Origin of the sequence: Nocardioides acrostichi, assembly GCF_015319165.1 — a bacterium.
Taxonomy (GTDB): Bacteria; Actinomycetota; Actinomycetes; order Propionibacteriales; family Nocardioidaceae; genus Nocardioides; species Nocardioides acrostichi.
The window spans coordinates 622959-642372 of record NZ_JADIVZ010000001.1; the positions used below are offsets into that span (position 1 = coordinate 622959).

The window sequence follows — 19414 nt, forward strand, 5'->3', positions numbered from 1 at the left end:
ACCCGAAGGGATGCGTCCGCGCTCATGGCCTCGCAGGACTCGTTCGCGCACCTGCACGTACACACCGAGTACTCCATGCTCGACGGAGCCTCGCTCCTCGACGGGCTCTTCACCCGGGTGCGCGATCTCGGCATGTCCTCGATCGCGATGACCGACCACGGCAACCTGCACGGCGCCTACGACTTCTACTCCAAGGCCCACAAGCACGGCGTCAAGCCGATCATCGGCATCGAGGCCTACCTGACGCCCGGCACCCACCGCAGCGAGAAGCGCCGCGTGCGATGGGGCAAGGGCGACGTGGCCGAGGAGGGCGGCAAGGACGTCGCCGGCGGCGGTGCCTACACCCACATGACCATGTGGGCCGAGAGCACCGCCGGCATGCACAACCTCTTCCGGCTCGCCAGCATGGCCAGCCTCGAGGGCTACTACTACAAGCCGCGCATGGACCGCGAGCTGCTCTCCCAGTACGCCGACGGCATCATCGCCAGCACGGGCTGCCTCTCCGGTGAGATCCAGACCCGGCTGCGCCTGGGCCAGTACGACGAGGCGCTGCGCGCGGCGGGGGAGTTCCAAGACATCTTCGGCAAGGAGAACTTCTTCCTCGAGCTGATGGACCACGGCATCCCGGCCGAGCGCGAGACCCGCGCCGATCTCGCCCGCATCGGCAAGGCTCTGGGCCTGCCGGTGGTGGTCACCAACGACACGCACTACAACGGGCCGGAGGACGCCGCCGCGCAGGACGCCCTCATCTGCGTCGCCTCCGGCAAGCGGCTCGCCGACACCAACCGTCTCAAGTTCGACGGCGGCGGCTACTACATCAAGTCCGCGGCCGAGATGCGCGAGCTGTGGTCGGATGAGCAGGAGGCCTGCGACAACACCCTGGCCATCGCCGAGCGGTGCACGGTCGACTTCACCGAGTCCACCGGTGGCTACATGGCGCGCGCCGACATCCCGGCCGGCGAGACCGAGGAGAGCTGGTTCCGCAAGGAGGTCTGGCGAGGTATCGAGCACCGCTACCCCGGCGACCGACTGACCCAGCAGGTCAAGGACCGCGTCGAGATGGAGCTCGGGATCATCTCCCACAAGGGGTACTGCGGGTACTACCTGGTGGTCGCCGACTTCATCCAGTGGTCCAAGGACAACGGCATCCGCGTCGGTCCCGGTCGCGGCTCCGGTGCCGGCTCGATCGCGGCCTATGCGCTGCGCATCACCGACCTCTGCCCGCTCGAGCACGGCCTCTTCTTCGAGCGGTTCCTCAACCCAGAGCGGCCGTCGATGCCGGACTTCGACATCGACTTCGACGACGCCCGCCGTGGCGAGGTCATCAGCTACGTCACGAGCAAGTACGGCTCCGACCGCGTCGCCCAGATCGCGACGTTCGGCCGGCTGAAGTCCAAGGCCGCCATCAAGGACGCCGCCCGCGTGCTCGACCACGGCTTCGCGATCTCCGATCGCATCACCAAAGCCCTGCCGCCCGACGTCATGGGCAAGGGCGTGCCGCTGAAGGAGATCTTCAACCCCGAGCACAAGCGCTACGCCGAGGGTGGCGAGTTCCGGGCGCTGCACGAGCAGGACGCCGACGTCCGCACCATCTACGAGACCGCGCTCGGTCTCGAGGGGCAGATCCGCAACTGGGGCGTGCACGCCGCGGGCGTCATCATGTCGAGCGAGCCGATCATCGACGTCGTCCCGATCATGGCGCGGCCGCAGGACGGCGCCGTCATCACCCAGTTCGACTACCCGATGTGCGAGTCGCTGGGCCTGGTCAAGATGGACTTCCTGGGCCTTTCCAACCTGCGCATCCTCGAAGACGCCCTGAGCAACATCGAGGCCAACCGCGACGAGAAGGTCGTGCTCGAGGAGCTGCCCTTCGACGACCGGGCGACCTACGAGCTGATGGGCCGTGGCGACACGCTCGGCGTGTTCCAGCTCGACGGTGGCGGCATGCGCGCGCTCCTGCGGTTGATGCAGCCTGACGTGTTCGCCGACATCACCGCGGTCTCGGCGCTCTACCGTCCCGGGCCGATGGGCGCCGACTCGCACACCAACTACGCGCTGCGCAAGAACGGCCGCCAGGCCATCGACTACATCCATCCGGCGCTGACCGAAGCCCTCGAGCCCGTGCTGGGGGAGACCTACGGCCTGATCGTGTACCAGGAGCAGGTGATGGCGATCGCTCAGGTGCTCGCGGGCTTCTCCCTGGGTGCCGCCGACAACATGCGCCGCGCGATGGGCAAGAAGAAGAAGGAGGAGCTCGACAAGCAGTACGCCGGCTTCGAGTCCGGCATGCTCGAACGGGGGTTCCCCAAGGACGCGATCGAGACGCTCTGGAAGATCCTGGTGCCCTTCGCCGACTACGCCTTCAACAAGTCGCACTCGGCCGCCTACGGCGTCATCACCTACTGGACCGCCTATCTCAAGGCGAACTACCCGGCCGAGTACATGGCGGCCTTGTTGACCTCGGTGAAGGACGACAAGGACAAGATGGCCATCTACCTCAACGAGTGCCGCCGCATGAAGATCCAGGTGCTCCCGCCCGACGTCAACGAATCGGCCGCCACCTTCACCCCTGTCGGCCGCGACATCCGCTTCGGCCTCACCGCGATCCGCAACGTCGGCGGCAACGTGGTCGACGCGATCGTCCGGGCCCGCGAGGAGCAGTCCCGCTACGCGGACTTCAACGACTTCCTCGCCAAGGTGCCGGCGCAGGCGTGCAACAAGCGGGTCATCGAGTCCCTCATCAAGGCCGGCGCCTTCGACGACATGAAGCACCGGCGCAAGGCGCTCGTGGCGGTGCACGAGCGGGCCGTCGACCAGTACGTCGACATCAAGCGCAACGAGGCCATCGGCCAGGACTCCCTCTTCGGTGGTCTCGACGACGAGGACTCCGGCTCCTTCGGCACCACCGTCGACATCCCCGACATCGACGAGTGGGACAAGATGACGTTGCTGGGCCATGAGCGCGACATGCTCGGCCTCTATGTCTCCGACCACCCCCTGCTGGGTCTGGAGCACGTGCTCTCCCAAGGCACCGACTGCACCATCGGCCAGCTGCTGCTCGACGAGTCCCGCCCCGACAACGCGACCGTCACGGTGTCGGGTCTGGTCACCAGCGTGCAGCGCAAGATCACCAAGCGCGGTGACCCGTGGGCCATGGTCAGCCTGGAGGATCTCGAGGGCGCCATCGAGGTGTTGCTCTTCCCGAGCGCCTACCAGCTCGCCAGCCCGCTGCTCGTCGAAGACGCCATCCTCACGGTCAAGGGGCGGCTCTCGCGGCAGAAGGACACCCCCGAGCTGCACGGCCAGGAGATCAGTGCTCCCGACATCACCGACGGGCCCAGCGGACCGGTCGTGATCTCCATGCCGTCGACCCGGTGCACCGGCCCCGTCGTCGAGCAGCTGCGCGACGTGCTCGGCACCCATCCGGGAATGACCGAAGTACGGTTGCGCCTGATGACACGCGAGAACACCAAGGTCATGCGGCTCGATGACCGGCTGCGGGTCACCCCGACGCCGGCTCTCTTCGCCGATCTCAAGCAGTTGCTGGGGCCCGGGTGCCTGACGAACTGACTTCCGGCCGGCGCCGTGGGTCGCTGGGCCGCTCCCTGCTCTGGGGGTTGTTGCTGCTGGTGCTGGCGCTTGCAGCGGGTGCTGCCTTGGGTGTCGGTTGGGAGCACTGGTGGAGCCCGACGTCGGGCACGGTGGTGCAGCACCACTGGTACGTCGTCGACAAGGATCTCAACTACGACCTCGACGGCCTGCGCAACCAGTTCCGCGGCACGGCGCGATTCGTCGAGATCGGTCTCGCGACCGGCGCGGTGCTGGGCCTTCTCGCCGCCTTCTCGCCGGCCCGTGACGCACTGGTCACGCTGTTCTTCCTCGTGCTCGGCTCGGCCGGCGCCAGCGTGCTGATGTGGCAGGTCGGCACCAGGCTCGGCCCACCCGACCCGCAGATCGCGGCAAGCACCGCCAAGGACGGAACCGTGCTCGCCGGCAATCTGGCGCTCGGTTCACCCGTAGCGCTGGTGGTGTTGCCGGTCGCGGCCCTGCTGGTCTACGCCACGGTCACGATTCTCACGCTGGGGCGTGTGGAGACCAGCGGGGTGGGTACTCTCCCTGCGCCGTCACCGACCCACGGCCCGCCGGGCCACCACCTCAGGGAGACCACTCCGTCATGACCGACGCCGAGCACCCCGACCAGCCCCCAGCGGGCGACTCCACTCCCGAGTACCTGGAGTCCGGCGGCGGTGCGCCTGCCGCAGCCGAACCCGAGCCGCGCCCGCGCCGCAAGCGTGGGCTCCTGCTGGCCGGCGGCGGCGCCCTCGCCCTGGCGTTGGCCGGCGGGGCCACGGCGGCGGCGCTGTGGTACACCTCCGACGGCAGCCAGGCCGCCGAGGCGTTCCCGAGCACGTCGGTGGCCTACATCGGCGTGACGCTCGACCCCAGCGGACAGCAGAAGCTCGAGGCCCTCGAGACCCTCAAGAAGTTCCCGGCCATCTCGGACAAGCTCGGTCTCGACGGCTCGGTGTCCGACATCGACGTCAAGGAGAAGATCGCCGACGCGATCCTCGACTCCGCCCCCGAGGGCTGCGACCTCACCTACGCCGACGACATCGAGCCGTGGCTGGGTGACCGGTTCGGCGTCGCGGTCGTTCCGGTCGACGACAAGCCGCAGCCGGTCGGTGCCATCGAGATCACCGACGCCGACAAGGCCGAGGCCGGCGTGAAGGCACTCACCGAGTGCGGCGGCGACGCGTCCGGCGACGCCGGTGCGACGAAGGTCGAGGGCGACTGGCTGCTCGTCGGCGAGAGCTCCGACATCCTCGACTCGGTCGCCTCGCAGGTCGACGACGGCACCCTGGCCGACGACTCCGACTTCGCGAGCATCACCGGTGAAGCCGGCGACCAGGGCATCGTGACCGGCTACGCGGCCCCCGCCGCGGGTCGATACCTCACCGACCTGGTGCAGGGCGAGCTGGGCTCGAGCAGCCCGCTGGGCGGCGACGCGTCGTCCCAGCTCAGCGACCAGCTCGAGGACTTCGAGGGTGCGGCCCTCCAGGCGCGCTTCTCCGACGGCGGTCTCGAGGTCGAGGCGGCCGGCACCATCCCGCAGTCCGCGCTCTCGGGCCTCTCCGGCGCGGAGAAGATCGGCGACAAGGTCACCGCGCTACCCGACGACACCGCCCTGGTCTACGGCATCGGGTTCGGTGACGACTGGTTGACCACGATGCTCGACCAGCTCGGCACCATGACGGGCATGAGCGGCGACGAGCTCGACTCCCAGCTCCAGAGCAGTGCCGGCGTGAGCGTCGACCAGATCCAGAGCGCGATCGGCAACGGCATCGTGCTGGCGGTCGGCCCCGACGTCGACACCGACGCCCTCACCTCCGGCGACCTCACGGCTCTGCCGATCGCCCTGGGCGTCGAAGGCGACCAGGACGACGTGGAGCAGTTGCTCTACGACCTGCGCCCGGTCCTCGGCCCGTTCGCCACGCCGCTGACCTCCACCGACGAGGGCGACGGCCTGACGGTCATCGGCCCCGACGACACCTGGCGCAAGGCGGTCGCCGAGGGCGGCGACCTCGGCGGTAACGACACGTTCTCGGGCGTTGTCAACGACGCGGGCGACGCGAGCGGAGTGCTCTACCTGAACTTCGACGCCCTCACCCAAATGCTCCAGGGCAGCCCGCTGGGCGACATGTCGGAGAGCCAGCAGGTGTTCGACAACCTCGAGCCGCTCTCCGCGATCGGCATGAGCGCCACCCGCGACGGCGACACCTCGCACGTCATGGTGCGCGTCAGCACCGACGACTGACTCGGGGAGTCGCAGGGGCAGGGTTCAGGTACGGCTGATCGGGGCGAGCACCGCCTCGGTCAGCCGCGCCAGGTCGTGCGGCGAGAGCTCGACGTCGAGCCCGCGTCGTCCGCCCGAGACCAGCACGGTCTCGTGCTGCGCGGCGCTCTGGTCGATCGCCGTGCGGTGCGCGCGCTTCTGGCCCAGCGGCGAGATTCCGCCCACGACGTACCCGGTGGCACGCTCGGCGTCGGCGGGCTCGGCCATCTGCGCCTTGCTGCCGCCGAGGGCTCGGGCGAGCGCCTTGAGGTCGAGGTGGCCGGTCACGGGCACGATGCCCACGACGAGTTCTCCGTCGAGGCTGGCGAAGAGGGTCTTGAACACCCGGGCGGGGTCGACTCCCAGCGCCTGCGCCGCTTCGAGCCCGTAGGACTCCGCCCGCGGGTCGTGCTCGTAGGGGTGCACGACGTGCTCGACCGCGGCGGTGGTGAGCACGCGGAGCGCGGGAGTCCCCGCCGGCGCCTTCTTGGCCACGTCCGCCTCCCTGCCTCAGTTGGGGGACCAGCGGGTGCGGCCCACCTCGCTGGCCGGTAGCGACGGGATCACGTTCATCGCGCGCAGTTCGCCGCGCAGCAGGTCGATGCCGCGGCCGAGTCGCTCGGCGGTGTCCGTGCACTCCAGGAGCATCTGCCGGTCGGGCATCGGCAGTGGTGCGGCGGCGGCCAGCACCCAGGACAGCCAGTACGGGTCGCCGGGAGCCGAGCCGAGGTCGGTCGGCCGCAGCTGGGCCAGCGCGGCCGCGTAGGCGACGAGGGTCGCCCGCGCCCGCTCGACGAGTTCAGGCGAGGCGTCGACGTCGTCGTCGCTCACGAGGTCGACGTGCCCGACGGGATAGGCATCACGTGGGTCGAGATGCTCGAGGTTGATGCGGTCGTGTGCCACCGCCTCGATGGAGAACGTGCCGTCGTCGTGGCGCTCGCACTCGGTGAGCTGGAGCCTGACCCCGCACCGGTACAGCGACTGCGCTCCGTGGTCTCCGACCTCGTAGCCCTCGCGGATGCCCACCGACCCGAACAGTCGGTCGGCGGGATCCTCGATGCGCAGCAGATGGTGCACCAGTGCGCGGTACCTGTCCTCGAAGACCCGCAGCGGCACGGTCATGCCCGGGAACAGCACGCTGTTCAGCGGGAACATCGGCAGGGTCAGTTCGGCCACGCGGCCAACGTAGCCCCCTCGGCTCCCTCCGCCCCCACTCCTGCGGTGACCCGTCGCCAACTTCTCAGTGACCTGCCACGAGTTTTCCGGTGACCTGCCACGAGTTTTCCGGTGACCTGCCACGAGTTTTCCGGTGACCTGCCGCGAGTTTGCAGGTTCCCCTCCGTCTGGCAGGCGATACGCGGTGGGAGCGACCCTGGGTGCGCTCGTAGAATCGGGCGCATGATCCGTCGCATCGACCTGCGCAGCGCCACCACCGGGCGCCCGGCGGGGGAGCCGTTCGACTACCGAACGGTCCTGCCGCGCGCCGACTTCGACGTCGAGGCGGCGGTGCCGGCCACGCATGCGATCTGCGAGGAGGTCCGCACCCGCGGCCTCGAGGCGCTATACGAGTACTCCGCCCGCTTCGACGGCGTGCAGCAGACCGACATCCGCGTGCCCGCAGAGGCGATCAACAGCGCGCTGGCGCAGCTCGACCCCGAGATCCGCGCCGGTCTCGAGGAATCGATCCGCCGCCTGCGCGTGGCCGGCGAGGCCGAGCTCGAGCACGACGTCGTCACCGACCTCGGGCCCGGCGCTCGCGTCACCCACCGCAAGGTGCCCGTCGGCCGCGTCGGCCTCTACGTACCCGGTGGCCTCGCGCCCCTGGTCTCCACCGTGCTGATGAACGTCGTACCCGCTCAGGTGGCCGGTGTGCCGTCGCTGGCGCTCGCCAGCCCGCCGCAGGCCGAGTTCGGTGGGCTCCCGCACCCCACGATCCTGGCCGCGTGCGCGCTGCTCGGCGTCGACGAGGTGTACGCCGTGGGCGGCGCCCAGGCGATCGCGATGTTCGCCTACGGCACCGGTCCGTGCGCCCGCGTCGACCTGGTCACCGGACCCGGCAACATCTGGGTCGTCACCGCCAAGCGCATCCTCAAGGGTCTGGTCGGCATCGACTCCGAGGCCGGCCCCACCGAGGTCGCGATCCTCGCCGACGACTCCGCGGACGCCGCGTACGTGGCCGCCGACCTCGTCGCCGAGGCCGAGCACGACCCGCTCGCGGCGGCCGTGCTCATCACCGACTCGCTCACCCTGGCCGACGACGTCGAGGCCCAGCTCGACAAGCAGGTGCCGAGCACCGGCCACGAGGCGCGGGTCCGCGAGGCGCTGGGCGGCAACCAGTCGGGCATCGTGCTGGTCGACGACCTCGACCAGGGCGTCGCGGTCAGTGACGCCTACGCCTCCGAGCACCTCGAGATCCACACCCGTGACGCCGCAGCCGTGGCCGCACGCATCACCAACGCCGGTGCGATCTTCGTCGGCGCCCACGCGCCCACCGCGCTGGGCGACTACTGTGCCGGCTCCAACCACGTGCTGCCCACCGGCGGCTGCGCCTGCCACTCCTCGGGCCTCTCGGTGCGGGCGTTCACGAAGTCGATCCACGTGGTCGACTACTCGCGCCAGGGTCTCGAGGCGGTGGCCGACCACGTGATCACGCTCGCCGAGGCCGAGGATCTACCCGGCCACGGTGACTCCGTGCGCGTGCGCTTCCAGAGCTGAGGACGCCGTGACCTTCCCGCCGCTCCGTGAGGAGCTGCGCGGCATCGCGCCCTACGGTGCCCCGCAGCTCGACGTCCCGTACGCCCTGAACACCAACGAGAACCCCTACGGCCCCTCGGCCGCCTGCGTCGCCGACATCGCGGCGGCCGTCGCCGAGGCGGCCGCCGGACTGAACCGCTACCCCGACCGCGAGCACCTGGCCCTGCGCGAGGGCCTGGCCACCTACCTCAGCCGAGACGTCGCGCCCGGGCAGGCGCCGATCGAGGCGGCCCAGGTGTGGGCGGCCAACGGCTCCAACGAGGTCATGCTCCAGCTGCTGCAGGCCTTCGGCGGGCCCGGGCGCACCGTGGTGAGCTTCGCGCCGACCTACTCGATGTACCCCGAATACGCCCGCGACACCCACTCGCGATTCGTCGCCGGACGCCGCGCCGACGACTTCACGCTCGACCTCGACGCCGCCGTGACGCTGGTCGAGGCCGAGCGACCGAGCGTCGTCTTGCTGCCCAGCCCGAACAACCCCACGGGCACGGCGTTGGCGCCCGAGGCGATCGGTGCGCTGTGCGAGGCGATCGGCGACGACGGTCTGCTCGTGGTCGACGAGGCCTACGGCGAGTTCCGCCGCGCCGGCACCCCGAGCGCGCTGGAGCTGCTGCTGACCTACCGCAACCTCGTGGTCACCCGCACGATGAGCAAGGCCTTCGCCGGCGCCGGCCTGCGACTGGGGTATCTCGCCGCCGACCCGGCCATCTGCGACGCGATCCGCGTCGTCCGGCTGCCCTACCACCTCTCCGCGGTCACCCAGGCCGTGGCGCTGGCGGCGCTGGCGCACACCGACGAGCTGCTCGGGGCGGTCGACGCGCTGCGCGCCGAGCGCGACGCCTGCGTGGCCTGGCTGCGCGAGCAGGGCCTGCACGTGGCCGACAGCGACGCCAACTTCTGCCTCTTCGGCACCTTCGCCGACCGGCACGCGGTGTGGCAGCGTCTGCTCGACGAGGGCGTGCTGGTGCGCGAGGTCGGCCCGGAGGGCTGGCTGCGCGTCTCGATCGGCACACCGGCGGAGATGGCGGCCTTCCGTGCCGCCATGATGGTGGTGCTGGAGCACCCAGGAGTCGCAGGAGGAGAGTCATGAGCCGCACCGGACGCGTCGAGCGCACCACCTCGGAGTCGAAGGTGCTCGTCGAGGTCGACCTCGACGGCACCGGCCGTCACGAGATCTCGACGGGAGTCGGCTTCTACGACCACATGCTCACCGCCTTCGCGCGGCACTCGCTGTGCGATCTCGTGGTGCGCACGACAGGTGACGTGCACATCGACGCCCACCACACCGTCGAGGACACCGCCATCGCGCTGGGCCAGGCGCTGCGCGAGGCACTGGGCGACAAGCGCGGCATCCGCCGCTTCGGCGACGCGTGCGTGCCGCTCGACGAGGCGCTCGTGCAGGCCGTCGTCGACGTCTCGGGGCGCCCGTACTGCGTGCACACCGGCGAGCCCGAGGGCCAGCAGTACGTGCAGCTCGGCGGCTCCGGGGTCTCCTACCTCGGCTCGCTGACCCAGCACGTCTTCGAGACTCTCGCCTTCCACGCCCACCTCGCGCTGCACGTGCGCGTGCTGGCCGGCCGCGAGCCGCACCACCTCGTCGAGACCCAGTTCAAGGCATTCGCCCGCGCGTTTCGCGACGCCGTCGCGATCGACCCGCGCGAGACCGGCGTGCCCAGCACCAAGGGCACCCTCTAGATGGCGGCGCCGAGCGTCGTCGTCCTCGACTACGGCTCGGGAAACCTGCGCTCGGCGGTGCGCGCCGTCGAGCGGGCGGGGGCGGACGTCGAACTCACCGGTGACCTCGACGCCGCGATGGCCGCCGACGGGCTGCTCGTGCCCGGCGTCGGTGCCTACGCCGCGTGCATGGAGGGGCTGCGGGCGATCCGCGGCGAGCGCATCATCGGACGCCGCCTCTCCGGCGGTCGCCCGGTGCTCGGCATCTGCGTGGGTATGCAGATCCTCTTCAGTCGCGGCATCGAGCACGGCGTCGAGACGCCAGGCTGCGACGAGTGGCCCGGAGTCGTCGAGCGGCTCCGGGCGCCGGTGGTGCCGCACATGGGCTGGAACACCGTGCAGGCGCCCGAGGGCAGCGCGATGTTCGCCGGTGTCGAGACCGAGCGGTTCTACTTCGTGCACTCCTACGGCGTGCGGGAGTGGACGCTGCAGACCAACGACCGCACCGTCGCTCCGCTGGTGTCCTGGACCGACACCGGCCCCGCCCCGGACGGCGACCGCTTCGTCGCTGCCGTCGAGAACGGTCCGCTGTGGGCCACGCAGTTCCACCCCGAGAAGTCCGGCGACGCCGGGGCGGAGCTGCTGCGCAACTGGGTGGCCACCCTGTGAGCGCGCCGGCATGAGCAAGGAACGGCAGCGTCGCCGAGCAGCGCGGGAGCACGAGGCCGCCCTGCTGGTCGCGGCACGTGCTGCTGAAGCCGAGCGCGCCGAGAGGGCCGCCGCACGCAAGGCCGCGCTGACGGGCTGGATCCCGAAGCCCGTTCGCACCGCGCGACCGACCGGCGCCCTGGCCGAGAGGCGGCGCCGTCAGGTCAACGGCGTGATCGCCGCACTGCTGGCGGTCAACGTGCTGCTGGCCGTGGTCTTCACCAGCCTCGCACTGTCCGCCTTCACCGCGGTCATCTCGCTGCTCGCCGCACCCGTGCTCTACACGCTGCTGTTCCGCTGACGATCCGAAGGATGATCCGCTGATGAGTGACTACCTCGAGCTGCTACCCGCCGTCGACATCACCGAAGGCCGCGCCGTGCAGTTGGCGCAGGGCGTCGCGGGCTCCGAGCGCGTCTACGGCGACCCGATCGCGGCCGCGCGCCGCTGGCAGGACGCCGGCGCGGAGTGGTTGCACCTGGTCGACCTCGACGCGGCGTTCGGCCGCGGCAGCAACCGCGCGCTCCAGGCCGAGATCGTGGCTGCGCTCGACATCAAGGTCGAGATGAGCGGCGGCATCCGCGACGACGAGTCGCTCGCCTCCGCGCTGGCCACGGGCTGCACCCGGGTGAACATCGGCACCGCGGCGCTCGAGCGGCCCGAGTGGTGTGCGCGCATCGTCGCCGAGCACGGCGACCGCATCGCCATCGGCCTCGACGTCCGCGGTACCACTCTGGCCGCCCGCGGCTGGACCCGCGAGGGCGGCGACCTCTACGAGACCCTCGCCCGCCTCGACTCCGAGGGCTGCGCCCGTTACGTCGTCACCGACGTCAACAAGGACGGCATGCTCGCCGGGCCCAACCTCCAGCTGCTGCGCGAGGTGTGCGCCGCCACGCAGGCCCCGGTCGTGGCCTCCGGCGGCGTCACGACGCTCGAGGACATCGCCGCGTTGATGCAGCTCGTGCCCGAGGGAGTGGAGGGCGCCATCGCCGGCACGGCTCTCTACGAGGGCCGGTTCACCCTCGAGGACGCCCTCGCCCTGACCCGTGGCCAGAGCAGCGGCCAGAGCAGCGGCCAGAGCGGCGGCCGGGGCAGCGGAGCGAACGCATGAGTGTCGCCGTGCGCGTGATCCCGTGCCTGGACGTCGACGGCGGACGCGTGGTGAAGGGCATCAACTTCCGCGAGCTGCGCGACGCCGGCGACCCAGTCGAGCTGGCACGCACCTACGACGCCGAGGGCGCTGACGAGCTCACGTTCCTCGACATCTCCGCCTCCCACGAGGGCCGGGCGACCACGATGGAGGTCGTCTCGCGCTGCGCCGAGGAGGTCTTCATCCCGCTCACGGTCGGTGGGGGAGTCTCCTCCTGCGCCGACGTCGACCGGTTGCTGCGCGCGGGCGCCGACAAGGTCGCTGTCAACACCGCGGCCATCAAGCGCCCCGAACTGGTGGCCGAGATCGCCGATCGGTTCGGCAACCAGGTGCTGGTGCTCTCGGTCGACGCCCGTCGAGTCTCGAGGGGCTCGACCACCGATTGCCCGAGCGGTTTCGAGGTCACCACGCACGGTGGCCGCACGTCCGCGGGGCTCGATGCCCTGGAGTGGGCGGCGCGAGCGTGCGAGCTGGGTGCGGGCGAGATCCTGCTCAACGCCATGGACGCCGACGGCACCGAGGGCGGCTTCGACCTCGAGCTCATCGAGCAGGTGCGCCGCGAGGTGAGCGTGCCGGTCATCGCCTCCGGCGGAGCCGGACACCCTCGCCACTTCGCGCCCGCCGTGGCCGCCGGTGCCGACGCGGTGTTGGCGGCGACCGTGTTCCACTTCGGCACCTGCCGCATCGGCGAGGTGAAGCAGGCGATGGCGGCGGCCGGCCACCCGGTGCGCTGAGGGGGAGCAGCCGGGCTGACCGGCTCGCGTCGACCGGCAGGGATCGTCGCGAGCTCAGAAGCCGAGGGCGTCGGGGCGCAGGGCGGCCAGCGCAGCCTCGGAACCCTCGAGGTCGACCCGCGCCACGCCGGTGCGGCCGAAGCAGTACAGCGCCAGCTCCACGGGTTCGCCGACCAGCGTGACGGCGTCGTCTCCGCGGGTGAGCGCCCGCTCCTCACCGGTGTCGGTGCGTCGGGCGCGCAGCGGCACGCCGCACCCGTGCGCGATGAGGCGTCCGCCGCGAACGAGCGCCGTCCACACGGCATCGAGGTCGTCCGGGGCCATCTCTCGCGGCGACCAGTCGGGCCGGGCGCGGCGCAGATCCTCGTGGTGCACGAGGTACTCCAGGGTGTTGACGAGCGGCTCGACCCCGGGCAGCGTGAACGGCGTCAGGCGGGTCCGACAGACGCGACCGACCAGCCGCTCGTAGGGGCCGGACGCCGCGCGCCGCATCGCCTTCTCGGTGAGGCCGGCCAGAGGCGTCAGGAGCACGCCCAGGCCCGCGACGGGTGAGTGCTCGCGCACGTAGAGATGTGCCAGCAGGTCCCGCGCCGTCCAGTCGCCGCACAGGGTGGGCGCGTACGGCCCGACGGCGAGGGCGGTATCGCAGAGGTCGTCCCGCTCACGTCGCACGAAGCTCGTCACTGGTCAGACGCTACCCGGAGCGGTCTCGCTCCTCCGGGGCTGTCGGTGGTCGGGAATAGCGTCGACGGTGCGGGGGGTTGGCCCCCGGGCAGATCCACGACGGCAGCGAGGAGCACGGGTGACGACGCACGCAGCGCAGCACGCGTCACTCGACCCCACCGAGGCCAGCGCCGAGCCAAACGGTCGGCCCGCCACCACGATCGACGGCCTCCAAGTGCTGGGCGTGGCCATCCGGCGCGAGCCCTGGGTGTTCACGCTCTCCACGTTGGGCAGCGTGCTGTTCGGCGCCCTCACCGTCGCCGACGCCTGGGTGCTCGGCTGGGCCACCGACCACGTCATCACGCCCGCCTTCGCCGCGCGCGACGCCCGCGAGGCCGTGGGTGCCGGCCTGCTATGGGCGGTGCTGGCGCTCTTCCTCGGTGTGGCCCTGCTGCGGGCGGTGGGCATCGTCGCGCGGCGCCTGGGCGCGGGCATCATGCAGTACCGCATGCAGGCGCACAGCCGGCGCGCCGTCACTCGCCAGTACCTCGCGTTGCCCATGAGCTGGCACCAGCGGCACCCGACGGGGCAGCTGCTGTCGAACGCCAACGCCGACGTCGAGGCCACCTGGGGGCCGATCGCACCGCTCCCGATGGCCGTGGGCACCATCGCGATGATGGTCATCGCGGTCGCGCAGATGCTGCTCACCGATGTCGTGCTGGCCGTCATCGGGCTGTTCGTCTTCCCGGCCGTCATCGTCACCAACGTCGTCTACCAGCGCTGGTCGGCCCCCTGGGCCACGCGTGCCCAGCAGTTACGGGCCGAGGTCTCCGAGATCGCCCACGAGTCCTTCGACGGCGCACTGGTCGTCAAGACCCTGGGCCGCGAGGGCGAGGAGACCGAGCGCTTCGCCGAGCGGGCGCACGCGCTGCGCGACGCCAACATCAAGGTCGGGCTCTACCGTGCGGCCTTCGACCCGGCCCTGGCCGCCCTGCCGAACATCGGCGTGCTGGTCGTGCTCGCCGTCGGCGTGCACCGGGTGCTCACCGGATCCTCCGACGCCGGCGATGTGGTCACGGTCGCCTACCTGCTCACGATCGTGTCGTTCCCGATCCGCTCCATCGGCTGGCTGCTGGGCAATTTCCCCGCCAGCGTCGTGGGGTACCGGCGGGTGCGCTCGGTGCTCGACGCGACCGGATCGATGCCCTTCGGTGCCGTCGCCGCACCGAGCACGGGCCGGGGCGCGCGACTGGAGATCGACGGTCTCGGCTACGACTACCCGAGTGGCTCGGGCAAGGGTGCGGCGTCTCTCCTCGACGACGTCAGCTTCGCCGTCGAGCCCGGCCGCACGGTCGCGCTGGTCGGAGCCACCGCCTCGGGCAAGAGCACCCTGGTCAATCTCGTCTCGCGCCTGGTCGACCCCGACGCCGGCACGCTGCGGCTCGACGGCGTCGACCTGCGCGACCTCGCCCGCGGCGAGCTGGCCGGCGCCGTGGCCGTGGTGCCCCAGCAGGCGTTCCTCTTCGACGACACCGTGCGCGGCAACGTCACCCTCGGCGCCGACGTCTGCGACGACGATGTCTGGACGGCGTTGCGCGCGGCGCAGGCCGACGGCTTCGTCGCCGCTCTCCCGCACGGCCTCGACAGCCGCCTGGGGGAGCGGGGCACCTCGCTCTCCGGCGGGCAGCGGCAGCGCATCTCGCTCGCCCGCGCGCTGGTGCGTCGTCCGCGACTGCTCGTGCTCGACGACGCCACTTCGGCGGTCGACCCCGAGGTCGAGGCGCGCATCCTGGCGGCCCTGCGCGACGGGTCGACGGGGGAGTCCAGGCCCAGCCTGCTCGTCGTCGCCTACCGCAAGGCCACGATCGGGCTGGCCGACGAGGTGGTGCACCTGGCCGAGGGGCGCATCGCCGACCGCGGCACGCATGCCGAACTCCTCGGGCGCAGTCCGGCCTACGCACACCTGGTCAACGCCTACGAGGAGGAGCGGTGAGCACCCCGCCCACGACTGCGCCATCCACGACTGGGCTCTCGACCGGTGATGACCTCGGCGCCTTCGCCACGATCCGCCGCGGCGTGGGCTACTCACCCGAGCTCGCCGAGGGCCTCTGGGGCACGTTGCTGCTCGCGGTGGTCGCCTCGGTCGGCCAGGTCGTCGTCCCGGTAGCCGTGCAGCAGACCATCGACCGCGGCCTCGGTGCCGACGGTGGCCCCGATGTCGGCTACACGACGTTGATGGGTGTGCTGGCCGGGGTAGCGGTGGTGCTCACCAGCGTCTCCTCCTACCTCATGACGCGGCGGCTGTTCATCACCTCCGAGCGTGGCCTGGCAACGCTGCGCATCAAGGCGTTCCGGCACGTGCACGACCTCCCGCTCCTCACCCAGAACACCGAGCGCCGCGGAGCCCTGGTCAGCCGGGTCACCAGCGACGTCGACCAGGTCAGCCAGTTCCTGGTATTCGGCGGCCTGCTGTTCGTCGTGAGCCTCGGACAGATCGTCGTCGCCACGATCGTCATGGTCGTCTACTCCTGGCAGCTCGCGCTGGTCGTGTGGGTCTGCTTCGCGCCCTTGTTCGCCTCGCTGCGCTACTTCCAGCGCAAGCTCACGCTGGCCTACGGCGTGGTGCGCCGCCAGGTGGGCCAGATGCTCTCCGCCGTCTCCGAGCCGGTGGTCGGCGCGGCCGTCGTGCGTGCCTACGCCGTCGAGGAGCGCACCCAGACCCGCATCGACGACGCCATCGACGAGTTCAAGGCGGCGAGCACCCGGGCTCAGGGCTTCACCGCGTTCTCGTTCTCCCTGGGCGGCGTCTCGGCCGGGCTGGCCAATGCCGGCGTCATCGTCATCGGGGTCTGGCTGGCTCCCGGCCACCTCTTCGGCGGCGACTCCGGGCGCATCAGCGCCGGCACGATCGTCGCCTTCGCGTTCCTCGTCACCCTGTTCGTGGGGCCGGTGCAGATGGGCACCCAGATCCTCACCGACGCCCAGAACGCCCTGGCGGGCTGGCGTCGGGTCATCGGCATCCTCGAGACACCCGCCGACCTCGTCGACCCGGGTGAGGACGGGCAGAGGTTGCCGCGCGGCCCGATCGAGGTGCGCTTCGACGACGTCACCTTCGCCTATCCCGCGGGGCCGCCGGTGCTGCACGGCATCAGCCTCGACATCGCCGCCGGCACCCGCGTGGCGGTGGTCGGCGAGACCGGCTCCGGCAAGTCGACCGTGGCCAAGCTGCTCACCCGGCTGATGGACCCCACCGAGGGCCGGGTGCTGCTCGACGGCATCGACCTGCGTGACGTGCGCACTCGAGCACTGCGCCGCAGCGTGGTGCTGGTGCCGCAGGAGGGCTTCCTCTTCGACGACACCCTCGCCGCCAACGTGCGCTACGGCCGCACCGACGCCTCGGACGCCGACATCGCGGCCGCGGCGGTCGAGATCGGCCTCGGCGACTGGCTCGACGCCCTGCCGCGCGGCGTCCACACGCTCGTGGGGCAGCGCGGCGAGTCGCTGTCGGCGGGTGAGCGGCAACTGGTGGCGCTGCTGCGCGCACAACTGGCCGACCCCGACCTGCTCGTGCTCGACGAGGCGACCTCGGCGGTCGACCCAGCGCTGGAGATGCGCATCGGGCGGGCGCTGGAGCGGCTGATGTCCGGGCGCACCTCCGTCACGATCGCCCACCGGCTCAGCACGGCCGAGGCGGCCGACGAGGTCGTGGTCGTCGATCGCGGGCGCATCGTCCAGCGCGGGCCGCACGACGTGCTGGTGGGGCAGGAGGGCTCGGTCTATGCCGGCCTGCATGCCTCCTGGGTGGCCCAGCAGGGCACGGTCGCCGCCGGGCGGGGATGATGGTCCGGTGACTGGACTCGACCCGGGCGTGGCCGCGCGCCTCAAGCGCAACGAAGCCGGCCTCGTGCCCGCCGTCGTGCAGCAGCACGACACCGGCGAGGTGCTCATGCTCGGCTGGATGGACGACGAGGCGCTGCACCGCACCCTCACCACGGGTCGAGCCACCTACTGGTCGCGCTCGCGTGGCGAGTACTGGGTGAAGGGGGAGACCTCCGGTCACGTACAGCACGTCAAGGAGGTGCGCCTGGACTGCGACGGCGACACCCTGCTGGTCAAAGTCGACCAGACCGACGTTGCCTGCCACACCGGCGACCGCACCTGCTTCGACGCCGACCTGCTGCTCGCGACGTGACCGGAACCAGCACGGGCACCGGTACCGCAGCATGGCCGAGCCGGGCCCGCCGCGCCTTCGTTCCGTGCGCGCTCGCCGGGCTCGGTGGCGCCGCGATCGCCGCCGTCGCGGGTTCCAAGCCCGTGGTCGAGGTCGGTGGCGACGCCGATGCCGCCGCCACCGTGCGGGCGACCCTCGGCGCGGGAGACGCGCTCTCGATGCCCCTGGTCACCTCGCTGGCCCTGGTGGTGCTGGCCGCCTGGGGCGTGCTGCTGGTTGCCCGGGGGCGGGTCCGCCGTCTCGTCGCGACACTCGCGGCTTCGGCCGCCCTCGGTGCGGGTGTCGCGGTGGTCACCGGTTGGCTGGCGGCGCGGCGCACCGTCGACGAGGCGTTCGCCTCGGTGTCGGCCTCGGGTGGCTCACACCCCACGCCGTGGCTCTTCGTGGCAGCCGTGGGGGCCGTGCTGAGCCTGGCGGCGAGCGCGGCGGCGGTGCGGGCCACCCCAGCCTGGCCCGAGATGGGACGCCGCTACGACGCGCCCACCGGGGGGTCCGTCAGCACCGCCCGGCTCCCCGCCGACGACCCCACGAATCTCGACCTGTGGAAGGCGCTCGACGACGGCCACGACCCCACGGCGTGACGCTCCTCAGGTCTGGCTGACCGCGAGGGCGAAGACGACCGCGTAGAGCGCGAGGGTGCCGACGAAGATGACCGTGCCGATGATGCCCATCACCTGCCCGGCCTTCACGAGGCCGCGGTTGGTGTGCTGGGCCTTGCTCGAGTCGATCTCGCGCAGCACTCGGTTGCCCTTGACCCACGCCGGGATCGCCGTGAACGGGCCGCACAGCACCAGCCCGAGGATGCCGAGCACCAAGATGGTGGTGCCCTCGGGGTGCTCGCGGACATAGGGCTGCTGCGGATAGGACACGGGGGGCTCCTGGTCGATCGGCTCAGAACGCGGGACTTTACCCTCTCGCACGCGACCCGGCGTCGCGACGCAGCGCCGACCTCCTAGACTCGTGCGCGCAAGCACCCTCGCTCGACCGACCTCCCCGAGGAGCACCGAACATGGCTGACAACCACGGCAACACCCCCGCAGCGTGGAGCGCGGTCGTGATCGGCCTGGTCGGCTTCGTCGTGGGCAGCGTCGGCCTGATGTTCTCGCCGGTCAGCTACCCGGTCTTCTGGATCGGCGTGGCCATCGTGCTCGCCGCCGGCGTGGTCTTCGCGGTCATGGCCAAGATGGGTCTGCACGAGAGTCACTGAGCCAGGCATCTCGCTGTCGTGGTCGCCCCGTACCCTGCCTCTCGGGAACACGCGTCGGTCGCCTCACGCCGCCGCCGCATGCTGGGGCCGACCACGACGATCGGCGGTCTCGCCGCCCTGACCCTGGCCCTGCGGTTGCGCGACCCGCACGTCGGTGGCTCGTGGGGCTGGTGCCCCTTCAACCTGCTCGGACTCTCGTGCCCGGGGTGTGGCGGCCTGCGGGCGGTGAACGACCTCACCCGTGGCGACATCGGCGGGGCCGCGTCGAGCAATCTCGCGTTGGTCGTAGTGGTCGTCCCGCTCTCGGTGATGCTGCTCGTCTGGGCGGGGCGCCGTTGGCAGGGCATCGACCGGTCGGTCGTCCGCGATGTGCCGGTGGCGGTCTACGTGGCAGCAGCCGTGGGCCTGGTGGCGTTCACGGTGCTGCGCAACGGTCTCGTGCCCTGGCTCGCCCCCTGACGT

General features: G+C 71.3%; 20 protein-coding genes. 16 read left to right on the top strand and 4 right to left on the bottom strand.

The window, feature by feature from the left end; genetic code table 11:
* The first annotated feature begins 24 nt into the window (after positions 1 to 24).
* Genes dnaE through ISG29_RS02990 form a run of 3 tightly spaced genes read left to right on the top strand, consistent with a single transcriptional unit; the run spans position 25 to position 5815 of the window.
* Positions 25 to 3570, top strand: a complete 3546-nt coding sequence (dnaE, locus tag ISG29_RS02980) for a DNA polymerase III subunit alpha (protein ID WP_194501840.1) — start codon at positions 25 to 27, stop codon at positions 3568 to 3570.
* A complete protein-coding gene (locus ISG29_RS02985; protein ID WP_194501841.1) occupies positions 3555 to 4178 on the top strand; it encodes a hypothetical protein in 624 nt (207 codons plus the stop codon). Before dnaE ends, ISG29_RS02985 begins: the two co-directional genes overlap by 16 nt.
* Positions 4175 to 5815 (top strand): DUF3352 domain-containing protein, encoded by a 1641-nt coding sequence (locus tag ISG29_RS02990; RefSeq protein ID WP_194501842.1) that lies wholly within the window; start codon positions 4175 to 4177, stop codon positions 5813 to 5815. Before ISG29_RS02985 ends, ISG29_RS02990 begins: the two co-directional genes overlap by 4 nt.
* 24 nt (positions 5816 to 5839) lie before the next feature.
* On the opposite strand, the gene ybaK is transcribed toward ISG29_RS02990, so the two are convergent.
* Positions 5840 to 6328 (bottom strand): Cys-tRNA(Pro) deacylase, encoded by a 489-nt coding sequence (gene ybaK, locus ISG29_RS02995; protein WP_194501843.1) that lies wholly within the window; start codon positions 6326 to 6328, stop codon positions 5840 to 5842.
* 15 nt (positions 6329 to 6343) lie between these two features.
* Positions 6344 to 7009 (bottom strand): LON peptidase substrate-binding domain-containing protein, encoded by a 666-nt coding sequence (locus tag ISG29_RS03000; protein WP_328827734.1) that lies wholly within the window; start codon positions 7007 to 7009, stop codon positions 6344 to 6346.
* 222 nt (positions 7010 to 7231) lie between these two features.
* On the opposite strand from ISG29_RS03000, the gene hisD reads away from it, so the two are divergent.
* From hisD to hisF, 7 genes are read left to right on the top strand one after another with little or no spacing between them, the layout of a single operon-like run.
* Positions 7232 to 8548: a histidinol dehydrogenase gene (hisD, locus tag ISG29_RS03005; protein WP_194501844.1), complete on the top strand. Its 1317-nt coding sequence runs from the start codon at positions 7232 to 7234 to the stop codon at positions 8546 to 8548.
* Between the two features lie 7 nt (positions 8549 to 8555).
* The gene (locus tag ISG29_RS03010) at positions 8556 to 9677 is read left to right on the top strand and encodes a histidinol-phosphate transaminase (RefSeq protein WP_194501845.1); all 1122 of its coding nucleotides are present in this window, start codon (positions 8556 to 8558) and stop codon (positions 9675 to 9677) included.
* A complete protein-coding gene (gene hisB / locus ISG29_RS03015) occupies positions 9674 to 10282 on the top strand; it encodes an imidazoleglycerol-phosphate dehydratase HisB (RefSeq protein WP_194501846.1) in 609 nt (202 codons plus the stop codon). Before ISG29_RS03010 ends, hisB begins: the two co-directional genes overlap by 4 nt.
* Positions 10283 to 10930, top strand: coding sequence for an imidazole glycerol phosphate synthase subunit HisH (hisH, locus tag ISG29_RS03020; protein ID WP_194501847.1), 648 nt, complete (start codon positions 10283 to 10285; stop codon positions 10928 to 10930).
* A 10-nt stretch (positions 10931 to 10940) separates the two neighbouring features.
* The gene (locus tag ISG29_RS03025) at positions 10941 to 11270 is read left to right on the top strand and encodes a hypothetical protein (protein ID WP_194501848.1); all 330 of its coding nucleotides are present in this window, start codon (positions 10941 to 10943) and stop codon (positions 11268 to 11270) included.
* A gap of 22 nt (positions 11271 to 11292) precedes the next feature.
* A complete protein-coding gene (gene priA / locus ISG29_RS03030) occupies positions 11293 to 12078 on the top strand; it encodes a bifunctional 1-(5-phosphoribosyl)-5-((5-phosphoribosylamino)methylideneamino)imidazole-4-carboxamide isomerase/phosphoribosylanthranilate isomerase PriA (RefSeq protein ID WP_194501849.1) in 786 nt (261 codons plus the stop codon).
* On the top strand, positions 12075 to 12851 hold the full coding sequence (gene hisF / locus ISG29_RS03035; RefSeq protein ID WP_194501850.1) for an imidazole glycerol phosphate synthase subunit HisF: 777 nt from the start codon (positions 12075 to 12077) through the stop codon (positions 12849 to 12851). The genes priA and hisF overlap by 4 nt, the downstream gene beginning before the upstream one ends.
* Before the next feature lie 54 nt (positions 12852 to 12905).
* Here the strand turns inward: hisF and ISG29_RS03040 are convergent, their stop codons facing one another.
* On the bottom strand, positions 12906 to 13535 hold the full coding sequence (locus tag ISG29_RS03040; RefSeq protein WP_194501851.1) for a TIGR03085 family metal-binding protein: 630 nt from the start codon (positions 13533 to 13535) through the stop codon (positions 12906 to 12908).
* A 214-nt stretch (positions 13536 to 13749) separates the two neighbouring features.
* On the opposite strand from ISG29_RS03040, the gene ISG29_RS03045 reads away from it, so the two are divergent.
* Genes ISG29_RS03045 through ISG29_RS03060 form a run of 4 tightly spaced genes read left to right on the top strand, consistent with a single transcriptional unit; the run spans position 13750 to position 18326 of the window.
* Positions 13750 to 15507, top strand: a complete 1758-nt coding sequence (locus ISG29_RS03045) for an ABC transporter ATP-binding protein (RefSeq protein WP_407940152.1) — start codon at positions 13750 to 13752, stop codon at positions 15505 to 15507.
* Positions 15504 to 17354 carry an ABC transporter ATP-binding protein gene (locus ISG29_RS03050; RefSeq protein WP_194501852.1) on the top strand — a complete coding sequence of 617 codons (1851 nt, stop codon included), beginning with the start codon at positions 15504 to 15506 and terminating at the stop codon, positions 17352 to 17354. Before ISG29_RS03045 ends, ISG29_RS03050 begins: the two co-directional genes overlap by 4 nt.
* Before the next feature lie 7 nt (positions 17355 to 17361).
* A complete protein-coding gene (gene hisI, locus ISG29_RS03055; protein WP_328827743.1) occupies positions 17362 to 17706 on the top strand; it encodes a phosphoribosyl-AMP cyclohydrolase in 345 nt (114 codons plus the stop codon).
* On the top strand, positions 17703 to 18326 hold the full coding sequence (locus tag ISG29_RS03060; RefSeq protein WP_194501854.1) for a Trp biosynthesis-associated membrane protein: 624 nt from the start codon (positions 17703 to 17705) through the stop codon (positions 18324 to 18326). Before hisI ends, ISG29_RS03060 begins: the two co-directional genes overlap by 4 nt.
* Before the next feature lie 6 nt (positions 18327 to 18332).
* Here the strand turns inward: ISG29_RS03060 and ISG29_RS03065 are convergent, their stop codons facing one another.
* A complete protein-coding gene (locus tag ISG29_RS03065) occupies positions 18333 to 18614 on the bottom strand; it encodes a hypothetical protein (RefSeq protein WP_207792648.1) in 282 nt (93 codons plus the stop codon).
* Positions 18615 to 18754: 140 nt separating this feature from the next.
* On the opposite strand from ISG29_RS03065, the gene ISG29_RS03070 reads away from it, so the two are divergent.
* Positions 18755 to 18952 (top strand): HGxxPAAW family protein, encoded by a 198-nt coding sequence (locus tag ISG29_RS03070; protein WP_194501855.1) that lies wholly within the window; start codon positions 18755 to 18757, stop codon positions 18950 to 18952.
* 78 nt (positions 18953 to 19030) lie between these two features.
* The gene (locus ISG29_RS03075) at positions 19031 to 19411 is read left to right on the top strand and encodes a DUF2752 domain-containing protein (protein WP_194501856.1); all 381 of its coding nucleotides are present in this window, start codon (positions 19031 to 19033) and stop codon (positions 19409 to 19411) included.
* Positions 19412 to 19414 lie beyond the last annotated feature (3 nt).

What these genes read in the sequence shown, in the direction of transcription:
- dnaE (WP_194501840.1), top strand. Translation starts at nt 25, where the DNA reads ATGGCCTCGCAGGACTCGTTCGCGCACCTGCACGTACACACCGAGTAC.
- ISG29_RS02990 (WP_194501842.1), top strand. Translation starts at nt 4,175, where the DNA reads ATGACCGACGCCGAGCACCCCGACCAGCCCCCAGCGGGCGACTCCACT.
- hisD (WP_194501844.1), top strand. Translation starts at nt 7,232, where the DNA reads ATGATCCGTCGCATCGACCTGCGCAGCGCCACCACCGGGCGCCCGGCG.
- hisB (WP_194501846.1), top strand. Translation starts at nt 9,674, where the DNA reads ATGAGCCGCACCGGACGCGTCGAGCGCACCACCTCGGAGTCGAAGGTG.
- hisH (WP_194501847.1), top strand. Translation starts at nt 10,283, where the DNA reads ATGGCGGCGCCGAGCGTCGTCGTCCTCGACTACGGCTCGGGAAACCTG.
- ISG29_RS03025 (WP_194501848.1), top strand. Translation starts at nt 10,941, where the DNA reads ATGAGCAAGGAACGGCAGCGTCGCCGAGCAGCGCGGGAGCACGAGGCC.
- priA (WP_194501849.1), top strand. Translation starts at nt 11,293, where the DNA reads ATGAGTGACTACCTCGAGCTGCTACCCGCCGTCGACATCACCGAAGGC.
- hisF (WP_194501850.1), top strand. Translation starts at nt 12,075, where the DNA reads ATGAGTGTCGCCGTGCGCGTGATCCCGTGCCTGGACGTCGACGGCGGA.
- ISG29_RS03070 (WP_194501855.1), top strand. Translation starts at nt 18,755, where the DNA reads ATGGCTGACAACCACGGCAACACCCCCGCAGCGTGGAGCGCGGTCGTG.
- ISG29_RS03075 (WP_194501856.1), top strand. Translation starts at nt 19,031, where the DNA reads ATGCTGGGGCCGACCACGACGATCGGCGGTCTCGCCGCCCTGACCCTG.